Annotated in this window: 11 protein-coding genes; 6 read left to right on the forward strand and 5 right to left on the reverse strand. The window is 62.6% G+C overall.

Annotated elements, in window-relative coordinates; translation table 11 throughout:
* Positions 1 to 264: 264 nt before the first annotated feature.
* The 5 genes from AC1RUR_RS25880 to AC1RUR_RS25900 form a co-directional block, all read right to left on the reverse strand.
* Positions 265 to 1,332 carry an ABC transporter ATP-binding protein gene (locus AC1RUR_RS25880; RefSeq protein WP_492849220.1) on the reverse strand — a complete coding sequence of 356 codons (1,068 nt, stop codon included), beginning with the start codon at positions 1,330 to 1,332 and terminating at the stop codon, positions 265 to 267.
* A 21-nt stretch (positions 1,333 to 1,353) separates the two neighbouring features.
* On the reverse strand, positions 1,354 to 2,169 hold the full coding sequence (locus tag AC1RUR_RS25885) for a carbohydrate ABC transporter permease (RefSeq protein WP_492849222.1): 816 nt from the start codon (positions 2,167 to 2,169) through the stop codon (positions 1,354 to 1,356).
* Between the two features lie 53 nt (positions 2,170 to 2,222).
* The gene (locus AC1RUR_RS25890; RefSeq protein ID WP_492849224.1) at positions 2,223 to 3,131 is read right to left on the reverse strand and encodes a carbohydrate ABC transporter permease; all 909 of its coding nucleotides are present in this window, start codon (positions 3,129 to 3,131) and stop codon (positions 2,223 to 2,225) included.
* A gap of 65 nt (positions 3,132 to 3,196) precedes the next feature.
* The gene (locus AC1RUR_RS25895; RefSeq protein WP_492849226.1) at positions 3,197 to 4,555 is read right to left on the reverse strand and encodes an ABC transporter substrate-binding protein; all 1,359 of its coding nucleotides are present in this window, start codon (positions 4,553 to 4,555) and stop codon (positions 3,197 to 3,199) included.
* A 120-nt stretch (positions 4,556 to 4,675) separates the two neighbouring features.
* Positions 4,676 to 5,449, reverse strand: coding sequence for an SDR family NAD(P)-dependent oxidoreductase (locus AC1RUR_RS25900; RefSeq protein WP_492849228.1), 774 nt, complete (start codon positions 5,447 to 5,449; stop codon positions 4,676 to 4,678).
* Between the two features lie 247 nt (positions 5,450 to 5,696).
* Between AC1RUR_RS25900 and AC1RUR_RS25905 the strand changes: the two genes are divergently transcribed.
* From AC1RUR_RS25905 to AC1RUR_RS25930, 6 genes are read left to right on the forward strand one after another with little or no spacing between them, the layout of a single operon-like run.
* Positions 5,697 to 6,512 (forward strand): DeoR/GlpR family DNA-binding transcription regulator, encoded by an 816-nt coding sequence (locus AC1RUR_RS25905; RefSeq protein ID WP_492849230.1) that lies wholly within the window; start codon positions 5,697 to 5,699, stop codon positions 6,510 to 6,512.
* Positions 6,509 to 7,309, forward strand: coding sequence for a BtpA/SgcQ family protein (locus AC1RUR_RS25910; protein ID WP_492849232.1), 801 nt, complete (start codon positions 6,509 to 6,511; stop codon positions 7,307 to 7,309). Before AC1RUR_RS25905 ends, AC1RUR_RS25910 begins: the two co-directional genes overlap by 4 nt.
* A gap of 16 nt (positions 7,310 to 7,325) precedes the next feature.
* On the forward strand, positions 7,326 to 8,837 hold the full coding sequence (locus tag AC1RUR_RS25915) for an FGGY-family carbohydrate kinase (protein WP_492849234.1): 1,512 nt from the start codon (positions 7,326 to 7,328) through the stop codon (positions 8,835 to 8,837).
* Complete coding sequence (locus AC1RUR_RS25920) at positions 8,834 to 9,493, forward strand: HAD family hydrolase (RefSeq protein WP_492849236.1); 660 nt, start codon at positions 8,834 to 8,836, stop codon at positions 9,491 to 9,493. Before AC1RUR_RS25915 ends, AC1RUR_RS25920 begins: the two co-directional genes overlap by 4 nt.
* A gap of 24 nt (positions 9,494 to 9,517) precedes the next feature.
* Positions 9,518 to 9,835: a N,N-dimethylformamidase alpha subunit family protein gene (locus AC1RUR_RS25925; RefSeq protein ID WP_492849238.1), complete on the forward strand. Its 318-nt coding sequence runs from the start codon at positions 9,518 to 9,520 to the stop codon at positions 9,833 to 9,835.
* Positions 9,836 to 9,868: 33 nt separating this feature from the next.
* On the forward strand, positions 9,869 to 12,142 hold the full coding sequence (locus AC1RUR_RS25930; protein WP_492849240.1) for a N,N-dimethylformamidase beta subunit family domain-containing protein: 2,274 nt from the start codon (positions 9,869 to 9,871) through the stop codon (positions 12,140 to 12,142).
* The last annotated feature ends 568 nt before the right edge of the window (positions 12,143 to 12,710 follow it).

The following is a 12,710-nucleotide window of genomic DNA, read 5'->3' on the forward strand; positions in this document are numbered from 1 at the left end:
TTCGACGACAAGCGACTTCACCATCTGATGAACGGCCGCCTTGCGCGGTATCGACACCGAACTCCTCCAGCATCGCAACATCGGCCCGGACCGACGCGCTGAGTTCGGCGACGGCATAGCCGATGCCGCGGCCCCGCCCGTCACGACAACGGTCTTGCCGTCCAGCTTGAATTTATCGATCGCCGTCATGATCGTCTGCAGTACTGTTTGGGGGCACATGGGCTCTTCGCTTCCGCCGAGACGCAGATGCGCCGCCCGGTTCCGCTAGCTGGAAAACAGATAGGCCCGTTCGGGGTCGAATGTCAGCGCGACCTTCTCGCCGACGGATGTCGCCACGTCCGGCGTCGTCAACACGCGCATTGTCCCGCCATCGATGGTCTGGACGATGACGACATTTTCCTTGCCGTGGCGCTCGACGGCCCAGACCTCGCCTGTGATCGAGGGCGCCGCCGAGCCGTCCGATATCCGCATATGCTGAGGGCGGATGCCGAGCCAATGGGTTGAGCCGCGCCCACCCGCCCGCTCGCGCAATCGTTCCGGCAAGGCGATGCAGGAGTTTTTTGCCTGCAGCTGCGGTGTACCTGCGCCTTCGCCGAGGACGCCCTCGATGAAGTTCATTGCCGGTGAGCCGATGAAGCCGGCCACGAAACGGGTATTCGGCCTGTTGTAGATCTCATCGGGAGAGCCGACCTGCTCGACCCTTCCCTTGTTCATCACCACGATGACGTCGCCCATCGTCATGGCTTCGATCTGATCGTGGGTCACGAAAACGGTGGTGACACCGAGCGTCTTCTGCAGATGAACCAGCTCGGCCCGCAGCGAATTGCGCAGCGCGGCATCCAGCGCCGAGAACGGCTCGTCCATCAGGAACACCGACGGTTGCCTGACGATCGCCTTGGCCAAAGCGACCCGCTGCCGCTCGCCGCCGGACAGCGCGCTTGGCTTCTTGGCCAACAAGTGGTCGACTTTCAGGAACTGCGTCGCCGACGAGATCCGCGTCTTGATTTCGCCGACGGACAACCCCGCGTGCCGGAGGCTCATCTGAATATTGGCCAGCGCCGTCAGATGCGGATAGAGCAGGGCCGACTGAAACACCATCGCCACGTTGCGCGCATGCGGCGGGAGGTCGGTCACCGACCTGCCGTCGAACAGCACCTGTCCCTCGGTCGGAGTCTCGAACCCGGCGATCATGTTCAACGTCGTCGTCTTGCCGCAGCCGGACGGCCCGAGAAAGACGACGAACTTGCCGCTTTCGAATTCTAGATTGGTGTCCTCAACGGCCGTCTCCGAGCCGAACACCTTCCGCAATCCTTCGAGCCTGATCGTGGTCATGCGCAATCCCGGGCTTGCCAATCAATGAATCGCATCGACCATGCCGAGCGATGCGATGTGGCGCTGCAGATAGTAGGCAACCAGCGCTGCAGGAACGATTGATATCCACAACGATGCCGAGAGAAGCCCCGGTTGCGGCTGGAGGAACAGGAATCCGGATACCGCAGTCGGCAGCGTCGCCGCATCCGTGCCGTTCACGAGCTGCGTGGCGAACACGAATTCGTTCCAGGCGAACAGGAAGGACACCACCGCCGCGACCGCGATGCCGCTTCTCGCCATCGGAATCACCACACGCAGCAGCGTTCCTAGCCGCGAAAATCCATCGATCCGCGCCAACCGCTCGACCGGCGGCAAGTTGCGGAAGTATCCGATCAGCATCCAAGTCACGAACGGCACCGTCACTGTTAGATTGACGATGACCAGTCCAAACCGCGTGCCAGTCAGGCCGAGCTGGATAAACAGGATGTAGAACGGAATGAGCGTGGAGACGGGTGGGACCGCGACGGAAAACAGGATGGCCATCAGCAGCGCCGTCTTGCCGCGGAAGGAAAACCGCCCGAACGCATAAGCCAGGGGAACGACGATCATCAGGGTGATCACAGTTACGGCCGCGGCGACGATGAGGCTGTTGATAAGGCCGTTGATCACTTGCCGCGCCTGGCCGGCCGGCATGAAATACGTGCCGTTTGCATCGGTGAAGCCGAATCCAAAAATGTTGAAGAACGCGGCGAGATGCGGATGGAGCGGAAAGATCGGTGCCGGAAAGGCCACGGCTTCGACCGGCGAGAACAACGCAGTCTTGAGCGTCCAGTAGATCGGCAGCAGCGTCCAGACCACGGCGACCGTGACCGAGAAAGCATAGCCCGCGCAGCGCAGCACCCTCCTGCCCATCACGGATTCTCCAGCTTGCGACCCCACAGGAAATGCAGCGCGAGCGCTGATCCGATGGTAAGGAACAAGAGATAGAACGACATCGCCGCCGACAGCCCGTAGTTCGATTGCCGGAACGCCAGTTCGTAGAGCCGGTAGGTCAGCGTCGACGAGGCGTCGCCGGGGCCACCGGCGGACATCACGTAGATGAAGTCGAGCTGCTTCATCGAGAGAATCATCGCAATGCTGGTGAACACGAACAACGAGTAGTGCAGTGGCGGCAACGTCACGTGCACGAAGCGCTCCCAGGCCGTCAATTGATCCAGCCCCGCAAGGTCATAGAGCCGGCTTGGGATGGTCTTCAGACTGGCGAGCAGGAAGAAGGCCACCAGCGGAGCGATGTTCCAGGCATTTCCGAGCGCCAGCAGATCGACGATGTGGCGACCGGAGATCAGGGAAATCTCGGTCGCCGCGTCTGGCGTGTTGGTGCCGAGGATCAGGTTGATCAGCGATGACGCCACACCGGTCTGACCACGCGCGAGATAAGCCCACATCACCCCCGCCCCGTACAGCGAAACCGACCAGGGCAGGATGATGATCGTTCCCAGAATCGAGCGCCATTTGCCCGCGCGATTCATCAGCATTGCCAGCGCAAGCCCGATCCCAATCGAGAGAACGACCGACAGCAGGACAAACCTGACCGTCACCAGTGTGGACCACCAGAAGTCGGGCGACAGCAGCGCTTCCTGGTAGTTGGCGAAGCCGGCGTAGCTGGTGCGGAAACCGCCGAAGAAGCTCACCTCCTGGAACGACAGCCAGATCGCATAGCCCATCGGGTAGATCATCACCAGCAGCAGGAAGGCAATGACCGGCACCGACAGCAGCAGTGCGAACTGTCCGCTGGACAATTCCCGTCGATGCGTCGTCACCACTTGCCATCCCGCATTTCGGGACCACCGGGGCGCTGGTGTCGCGATGATCCCATCTTCATCGTTTACCCGAGCTTGTACTTCTTGTTGAGGGAAGCGAGCTGGGCGTTGATCTCCCCGATCACCTTCTCAACGGATTCGTCGTTGCGCAGGAATTGGCCAAGCCGGTTGCGAAGGTACGTATTGTATTCTTCGGCGTAGATGGTCTTCCAAGTGTCGGGATGCGGTGCTTTTGAATAGACCGCCAGCAGCGCGTCGAAGTCTCCCTCAGCGACAAGATTTTTCTTGAAGGCTGCCTTGGTCGTTTCGCTCTCCATGACGGTCTTGTAGGCCGAAAACAGCATGGAGTTCTCTGCCCAGCGCTGGCCCACGGCTACCTTTCCGGTCTGGTCCTTGTACCCGTACCAGCTCTGGAACCGCGCCACATCGACATCGAGGGCAGCCGACCGCTTGCGCGCCGACTTGATATACATGGCGGAATCCAGCAGGCCCCAGCTCTGGCCCTGATAGGGCAGGAAGCTCGTCTTTCCGGCGACCTTGGACTTGGTGGGATCGTTGAAGACAGCGAGGTTGTATGAGGCTTGCGTCGAGTACAGATACCGGCCGGAGCTGAACGCATCGACGATCGCAGCCTCGTTGAACGACAGCACCTCTTCCTTCACGAGACCAGCATTGTAGATCGCCTTCCAGGCCGTGAGCGTCTTGCCACCCGCACCGTCGACCGTGAGCTGCGGTGCAAAGGTCTTGGGATCAATCTGCGCACCGCCGCGGTTGATGACCTCCCAGATGAAGGCCCAGCTGATGCCGTAGAACTCATTAAACCAGTGCGGCATGTAAAGGTCCTTGCCGCCCTTCTTGGCGAGATCCAGCACCTGGGCATAGAACTCGTCCCAGTTCTTGGGAGGGACGCCATCGACGCCGAGTTCTTTCTGCTTGTCGGTGTTGACGACGACCAGGCCCCGAATCGCCAGGAAGTAGGACAGGCCAAGCAGCTTGTTCTTGTAGGTGAAAGCGTTGCGGGCATTGTCATACATGTCCGCCTTGATCTGCTCGATGTTTGGCACGTCGTCGGCCGGAGCGATCCAGCCGGCCTCGAGGAAGCGTACGGCCGTCGGCGGATTGCCGTAGATGATGTCGAGCTTGTCGCCGGCGATCAGCGATTTTTCCATCAGGGTCGGATAGTCGCCATGCGTGACCGTCTGATAGTCGACATGCCCGCCCTGTTCGCTGTTGTACCGATTGACATTGTCGGCCACCACCTCGGGCTTGAAGGGCCAGCCGCGGAAATAGACGGCCTCGGTGCTGGTGGGCTTCAGTTCGGCCCCCTCGGCCGTGGCTTGGCTGGCAGAGCCACCGATGACCAGCGGCGTTAAGCTCGTTGCTCCCATCACTTTGAGCAGCGTTCGGCGATCGATATTCGTCATTGGCCTTGCTCCTGATTCAAAACTGGTCCCGATCTTTCCACCGATGCCGCAATTCGAAGCGGCCAACGGCCTCTCGTTGCCCGCGGCCGGCCGCGTTGCCCGGTCCGGCTTTGGAATTCGCTAAGTCATGTAGACCCCACCGGTAACGTTGATGCCCTGGCCGGTCATGAAGCGCGCGGCATCGGAAGCCAGGAACAACACGACGTCGGCGACGTCGTCGGGCTCCTCAAGCCGTCCGAGTGGCGTTTGCGCGACGTAGTCGGCGATGACCGCCTCCGGAGTGAGGCCGCGCAGTTGCGCTTCCCACGCGACTTCACGCGACTGCATCGATGTCCTGACGAAGCCCGGACAGACCGCGTTCACCCGCACGCCATACGGCGCGAGCTCGCGGGCGAGCGCCTGGGTCCATCCGAGTACGGCGAATTTGCTGGCCGAGTAATGTGCCAGCAACGGCGCGCCGACCTTTGCTGCGAGCGACGCCGTATTGATGATGACGCCGCCGCCTCCGTCGGCAAGCAGCCGACGTGCGACGATCTGGTTGGTGAGGAAAACACCGCGGGTGTTGACGCGGAAGTTGAAGTCCCAATCCTCGTCGGTCAAGTCCACGGCGCGCGCCATGGTAGAGACGCCGGCATTGGAAACCAGAATGTCGCAACCGCCGAAAAGCGCGAACACGCGCGCGAAGACCGGCTCGACCGAGCCACGCAGGCTGACGTCGACATGGAAGGCCTCTGCACCGGCCCCGATTTCAGCTGCGACAGCCTGTGCGCTTTCGAGATCGAGATCGCCGACGGCGACGCGCGCGCCTTGATTGGCAAAGGCCAACGCGATGGCGCGTCCGATACCGGCCCCCGCGCCGGTGACGATCACACGCTTGCCATCGAATTTGCCCATGCGCCGAGGCCCTTCCCGTCCGAACGCGGATCAGCACATCCAGATCGCCGCTCAAACGAAAACGAACAAAACTACACATAATCGAACATTACAAGCCTAAATGTTGGTTGACTATGTTCGATTATTGCTTATTTTGCAGCCTGACCGGGCGATAAGCGAACGTTTGCGATAGACTCGTGTTCGAATCGTCTCGAAGGAGCAATACGTGTCCGCCACTCGCCCCACCGGCCAAAGACAGCCGCCGCAGATGCGGCAGGCCTTCCTGGTCGACACCGCACGCAAACGCGGCGTCCTGGTCGTTTCCGATGTCGCAGCCGAACTCGGTGTTTCGGAAATGACGATCCGGCGCGACCTGGATGAACTCGGGCGCAACGGAACGCTGATCAGAACCCATGGCGGCGCCATGGCACCGGACGAAACTCTGCCCACCCCGATCGATCGCGACGAGCCCGCATTCGATGCACGATTGCGGCGCAATGACGAGGCCAAGCGCCGCCTCGCGATCGCAGCCGGCGAATTGATCGGGTCGCGACAGACGATCGCCTTGGACGTCGGGTCGACGACCTATCGGCTCGCCGAGTTGCTGAGCGAGCGTGCCAATCTTCGTTTTTTCACGTCGAGCCTGCGCGCCGCAAGCCTGCTGGCGATCGCAAAGCGTGACGTTCACGTGCCGGGCGGGCAGGTGCGCGGCGAGGAGCCATCGGCGAGTGGAAGCACTGCGCTGGAGCAATTCGAACGTTTCTGGTTCGACATTGCCTTCATCGGCGTCTCCGGCATCACCGCCGACGGTCTGTTCGATTACTCACCCGATGACAGCGAGCTGAAGCGCCTCTACTTGCGTCGATCGTCGCTGAAGGTGGTCGTATGCGACAGCTCGAAATTCCATCGCATGTCGCTGGTTCACGTCAGCGACTTCTCGGCCATCGACACGCTGGTGACCGACGCACCGCCGCCTGAAGACATCGCTGCGGCGCTCGACGCCGCCGGCGTGGAAACCCGTATCGTTGGGCCTGCAGACACGCTTGGATCGGGACACGAGGAACGAAAGAGGTACTCACGATGATGTTCGATTTCTTCGCCCCCAAGAAGAAAGCCGTTATTGCGATGATCCATATCGGCGCATTACCGGGGACCCCGTTGTACGATGCCGACGGCGGCGTCGCGAAGCTGATCGATGATGCGGCGCGCGATGCCGAGGCCCTGCAATCGGGTGGCGTGGACGCGGTGATGTTCGGCAACGAGAACGACCGCCCTTACGTGAGATCTGCTCCACTCGAGGGAGTCGCGGCGATGACCGCCGTCGTTCAGGCGGTCAAGCCTGCCCTAAACGTGCCATTCGGCGTCAACTACCTCTGGGACCCATCGGCGAGCGTGGCCATTGCGGCTGCAACCGGCGCACGGTTCGTCCGGGAGATATTCACCGGCGTGTTTGCCTCCGACATGGGCGTTTGGGCCCCCGACTGCGCCGGAGCATCGCGGCTGCGTCGAAACCTCGGCCGCCAGGATCTGAAGCTGCTTTTCAATATCAACGCGGAGTTCGCCCATTCACTTGATGCGCGGCCAATCGAGCTTCGCGCCAAGAGCGCCATCTTCTCATCGCTTGCCGACGCAATCCTGGTTTCCGGGCCGATTACCGGACAGCCGGCTGACGAATCCGACCTTCGCAAGGTCTGCGAGGCGATCCACGATGCTCCTGTGTTCGCGAACACCGGTGTCACTGTTGACAATGTCCGCGACGTTCTAGCGGTGGCGGATGGGGCGATTGTGGGAACGCATTTCAAGGTCGACGGCAACACCTGGAACGTCGTCGACGGCGCCCGCGTACGCCGCTTCATGGACGTCGTAGAGAAGCTGCGCTGAAGGATCGATCACCGACATGTCTCATGTCATCGGCATCGACGTCGGCACCACCTCGACGATCGGGATTCTCATCAGGCTTCCCGATCAGACGCTGGCGCTGGAATCGCGGCCGGTCGAGCTGCGCTCGCCACATCCGGGGTGGGCGGAGGAAGACCCCGAGCAGTGGTGGAAAAACGTCTGCGAGATCACGCGCGCACTGATCGCAAACAGCGGCGTTGCGCCGGGCGACGTTGCCGCGATCGGCGTCGCGGGCATGCTTCCGGCGGTCGTACTGCTGGACAAGCATGATCGGTTGCTGCGACCAAGCATCCAGCAGAGCGATGGCCGCTGCGTCGCCGAGGTCGCGGAGCTCCGCACCGAGATCGACGATCGTGCGTTTACGGAGTTCGCCGGTAACGGCCTCAATCAGCAACTGCTCGCCGCAAAGACCCGATGGATCGAACGGCACGAGCCGGAGGTCTTCGCCAGGATCGCAACCGTGTTCGGCTCCTACGACTACATCAACTTCCGCTTCACCGGTGAAAAGCGGATCGAGCAGAACTGGGCGCTGGAGGCCGGGCTGACCGATTTGCGGGCTGCCAAATTGAGCGCGTCGCTGATCGCTCACACCCATTTGCCCGAGCGCACCGTACCGCAACGGGCGATGTCAAGCGAGATCATCGGCGTCGTGACGCCGGCCGCGGCGGCGCAATGCGGCCTCGCCGCCGGCACGCCCGTGGTGGGCGGCGCAGCTGACTTCATCGCCTCCGGGCTAGCTTCGGGGCTCGCGCGCCGCGGCGACTGCTTGTTGAAGTTCGGCGGTTCGGTCGATGTGCTCGCAGTCTCCGAGAATGCGCGGCCGGATCCGCGACTATTCCTCGACTATCATCTAATGCCGGACCTCTACGTGCCCAACGGCTGCATGTCGACCGGCGGGTCGGCGCTCAACTGGTTTGTCGCCAATTTCGGCAGCGGCACCGCCGCGGACGCCGACGTGGCGGGGCTCAGCCCGCATCAATATCTCGATCGTCTGGCTGCGCGCGTCCCGCCCCGCGCCGACGGCGTGGCCATCGTGCCCTATTTTCTCGGCGAGAAGACCCCGATCCACGACGCCGCAGCGCGGGGCATGATCTCCGGGCTCAGCTTCAGCCATGGCGTCGCGCATCTGTGGCGCGCGCTGCTCGAATCCTATGCCTACGCGATACGTCATCATCTCGAGGTGTTCGCCGAAACGGGCGCAGAGACCGTGCAATTCCGTGCCTCCGACGGCGGCTCGAACAGCCTGACCTGGATGCAGATCGTCGCCGACGTCATTCAGAAGCCCTTGCAACTCTCGCCGCGGCATCCGGGCTCCTGCCTGGGCGCGGCATGGACCGCCGCCATCGGCACCAGCCTCACGGACGATTGGGCAGGCATCACCAACCTCACCGGCCACAGCAACCGCATCGAGCCGAATCCCGTCAACACCCAGGCCTACTCCGACGGCTATGCCGTGTTCCGCGAGTTCTATCGCCGCATGCAGGATTTCGAGCGCGGAGCGCGCGCGTGAGGATCACCGCAGTCGCCTGGGACATCGACGGGACGCTGGTCGACAGCGAACCCTTGCATCATCAGGCGCTGCTCGAGGCCTCGGCGAGGTTCAACGTCGATCTCGCCGGCCTGCCGCCTCTTGCCTTCCGAGGCGTCCACATGGAAGACGTCTGGTCAAGACTTCGAAGCCGCTTTCCGGCGACGCTGACACGTGCCGAATGGCTCGGCGAAATCGAAAGCCACTACATCGCAGGCGCGTGCCGGCTGCGCGCGCTGCCAGGCGCGCGGGAAGCGATCCAGCGACTTGATCACGCCGGCATTGCGCAAGTCTGTGTCTCCAATTCCAGCCGGCGCATCGTTGATGCCAATCTCGCCAACATGGGAGTTCTGCCCTATCTGCAATTCTCGATCAGCCTGGATGACGTTGCCAATGGCAAGCCGCATCCTGAACCCTACACCACGGCGGTGCGGCGCATCGGCATCGAACCACAGTGCCTGCTCGCCATCGAGGACAGCGAAAGCGGCCTCGCCTCGGCATCCGCTGCCGGCCTGCGCACCGCGGCGATCGGACATGAAACCACAGGCCGCGCCGACTGGCAGATCGACAGCCTGACCGAAGTCGTCGACATTGTTCTGCCCCCGGTGTCCGGCCAGCCGGACGAAGCACGCAGGTAGTCCGGAGGAGCCGACGAACGAGCCATGTACAAGATCGATCCCGTCAGCGACCGTCCCTTCGCCGAGGAGTTTCGCCGCAAACCGATCGGCGGGCACAGTCCCGGACTGATGCGCATCCTTTCAATCCTGCGTGTCGACCCGAGCGGCCACCAGATCATCATCGTCTGCCGCAAGCCGTTCGCCAAATGGACGCTCGCGACGATGCCGCCGCGCCGCGCCGACCCGATCCGCTTCGAGGACGAGACCATTTTTGCGAGCCGTGAGGAGGCCGAATGGGAAGTGTTTCGGCGCCGCTGGCACGCTGCTACGGGCGAACACCTCGATGGCACATTGCAAGATTGAAATGGACTCCGGTTCAATGGAAGGCCGCGCTGGATGCTGAAGGTTACGGGTTATCCCGATCGCTATTCCGTTGCCCCCGGCGAGACGATCGCCTTCAAAATCTCGCTTGAAGAGGCGGACCGGTTCGAGGCTCGCGTCGTTCGCGTCGTGCATGGCGATTGCAATCCGCAAGGCCCGGGCCTGAAGTTCATCCATGTGCCAACCGCGCTCGACGGTTCGCACCCCGGACGCAAGCAGGTCGGCGACGCCGGATCCTACATGGTAGTCGACGATGCGCCCGACCTCGGCGCACGCGCCTTCACTTTTCTTGCGACCGTTTGGCCCACTTTGCTCGGGCGCGGCGAGCAGACGCTGTTCACGCAATCGGATCCGGCCGCGCGGCGAGGCGTCTGGATCGGTCTGTCGCCGCAGGGCGCGCTTGCCGCAAGGATTTCCGCCGGCGCCAGGCCGGTCTTGGAAGCTTCCACCGGCAAGCCTATGCTGGTCCGGCAATGGTACGCGGTCGCCGTCTCGTTCGATCCCGCCACGGGTCAGTTGCGGCTGGAACAGCGTAATTTGCGCAGCTACGCGCTGGTCGACGATTCCGGGTACGCCGAAACACCGTCCGTGACGCCGCCGCATGCGCCACGCCCCTGGGTGCAGACCTTCCACCTGGCCGGACAGCCGGAGAGTTCCGGCCGCGTCGAGACGCATTTCGACGGCAAGATCGAGCGGCCGGCCCTGCTGGCCGGCATCCATCCGATCACGACGCAGGAGCGGTTGAGTGCGTCCCCCGTGTCGCCCGAGCTCGCGAAAGCTGTAATCGCGCGCTGGGATTTCGGCCGCGAAATCGAGACCGACCGCGCGATCGACATCGGACCCGACGGCCTGCATGGCCGCCTCGTCCATCTGCCGACCCGCGCGATGCGGGGATCGAACTGGGACGGCGAGGCCCACGACTACCGGCAGCGCCCGGACCAGTACGGCGCCATCCACTTCCACCACGACGATGTCTACGACCTTGGATGGGACACCAGCGTTGAGGTGACACTTCCCGACGACATCCGCAGCGGTCCCTACGCCCTGCACGTGTCCTGCGGCGACAGCGACGAAAACGCCACGCGCGAGGACTACCTCGCCTTCTTCGTTCGCCCGCCGCGCGATGCGCGGCAGCGTCGCGCGCGGCCGAAGGTGGCCTTCCTTGCGCCGACGGCCTCCTATCTCGCTTACGCCAACCATGGCGAGCACATCACCGCGCGCGGCGCCGAGTTGCAGATGAACCACCTGCTGCCGTTCGGGCATGCAGACGTCTATCTCTATGATCACCCCGAACTTGGCGGCTCGCTCTACGATTGCCACACCGACGGCTCCGGCGTCTGCTATTCGAGCCGACTGCGCCCGGTGCTGAACTTCTCGCCGCGCTACCATTCCTGGCTCGGCGGCCACGGCTCGGCGCTGTATCAGTATAATGCGGACACCCATCTGTTCGACTGGCTCGAGCACAAGGGCGTCGACTACGACGTCATCACCGACGAAGATTTGCATGAGGAAGGCTACGCGCTGATCAAGGACTACCGGGTCATCATGACGGGAACGCATCCGGAATACCATTCGACGCCGATGTGGGACGCGATGAAGGCCTGGATCGATCGCGGCGGCCGCCTGATGTATATGGGAGGCAACGGCTGGTATTGGCGGATCGCGTTCCACAAGTCGTTGCCCGGCGTCATCGAGGTCCGTCGCGCCGAGGATGGAATCCGGACCTGGATGGCCGAGCCGGGCGAATATTATCATTCCTTCACCGGCGAGCTCGGCGGATTGTGGCGGCGCATCGGCCGGCCACCGAACCTGATTTGCGGCGTCGGATTCATCGCGCAAGGCTTTGACGTCAGCGGCTTCTACCGTCGCGCACCCGATGCCGCCGATCCGCGCGCCGCCTTCATCTTCGAAGGCGTCGAGGACGAAATCATCGGTGATTTCGGGCTGATCGGTGGCGGCGCTGCCGGTATCGAGCTGGACTGCCTCGCAACCGAGCTCGGCTCTCCGCCCAACATGCTCCGCCTTGCCTCCTCCGACGGCCATTCCCCGATGATGCTGCTCGTCAACGAGGAGTTCGGCGTCGTGCCGCCCAACCTCGGCGCCGACGTCAACCCACGCGTCAAAGCTGACCTCGCTTTCGGAGAAACATCTTCGGGCGGAGCCTTGTTCTGCACGTCGTCGATCGCCTGGTGCGGGTCGCTATCGCACAATATGTATGACAACAACATCTCCAGGATCACCTGGAACGTGCTGTCTCGCTTTCTGGACGAGCAGGACTTCCCAAGCTGAGTCCAGATTGCCTCGGGATCCGATAGCAGGCAGATGGCGATTGCCGCGAAGGGTGATGAAGCTTCAGAGGGCCGCTGGCGGCATCGAACGAGGTCGCTCGATGTTGGCCGAACCTGCCGGCGTCAGATCCAGCTGGCGCTGAGAGGGTATCGCGGGTTTGTTCGACCGCGGCCGCAATTTGCCTGAGCCGCGAGGCGGCGCACTTCGACCTTACGGTTCCGATTCCGTTAAACCCACGCAAGCCTACCTCTCGCGCGAGAAGATGGGTGGTACCGACTGTGCAGAGCCTCGCGGAATTCGTAGTCTGGCGTGGAAAATCGTGCAAATGGCGGAGAGAGTGTCAGTCAATCCCCGTTGAAAGATACGGCGTTTTCACTGTTCCTGGACCAAAACCCACCGTTCAAGCTACGGCCGAAAATGAATTTTCGCCTCCGACAAAGGCCGGCCATCGACAACGCGCAGGCCAGCCTGATCGCTTCGGTATTTTCCCTGCGAAAGCAAGCGTCAACCCAGTCGGTGCAGGAACTGGACCATCAGTGACTGTAACGGACGCGATTTGCAACCTCCC

The organism is Bradyrhizobium sp. GW821-FHT12B03 (genome assembly GCF_058807535.1).

Coding starts and splice junctions, on each gene's coding strand:
- AC1RUR_RS25880 (WP_492849220.1), bottom strand. CDS start 1,332: ATGACCACGATCAGGCTCGAAGGATTGCGGAAGGTGTTCGGCTCGGAG.
- AC1RUR_RS25895 (WP_492849226.1), bottom strand. CDS start 4,555: ATGACGAATATCGATCGCCGAACGCTGCTCAAAGTGATGGGAGCAACG.
- AC1RUR_RS25900 (WP_492849228.1), bottom strand. CDS start 5,449: ATGGGCAAATTCGATGGCAAGCGTGTGATCGTCACCGGCGCGGGGGCC.
- AC1RUR_RS25905 (WP_492849230.1), top strand. CDS start 5,697: ATGCGGCAGGCCTTCCTGGTCGACACCGCACGCAAACGCGGCGTCCTG.
- AC1RUR_RS25910 (WP_492849232.1), top strand. CDS start 6,509: ATGATGTTCGATTTCTTCGCCCCCAAGAAGAAAGCCGTTATTGCGATG.
- AC1RUR_RS25915 (WP_492849234.1), top strand. CDS start 7,326: ATGTCTCATGTCATCGGCATCGACGTCGGCACCACCTCGACGATCGGG.
- AC1RUR_RS25925 (WP_492849238.1), top strand. CDS start 9,518: ATGTACAAGATCGATCCCGTCAGCGACCGTCCCTTCGCCGAGGAGTTT.
- AC1RUR_RS25930 (WP_492849240.1), top strand. CDS start 9,869: ATGCTGAAGGTTACGGGTTATCCCGATCGCTATTCCGTTGCCCCCGGC.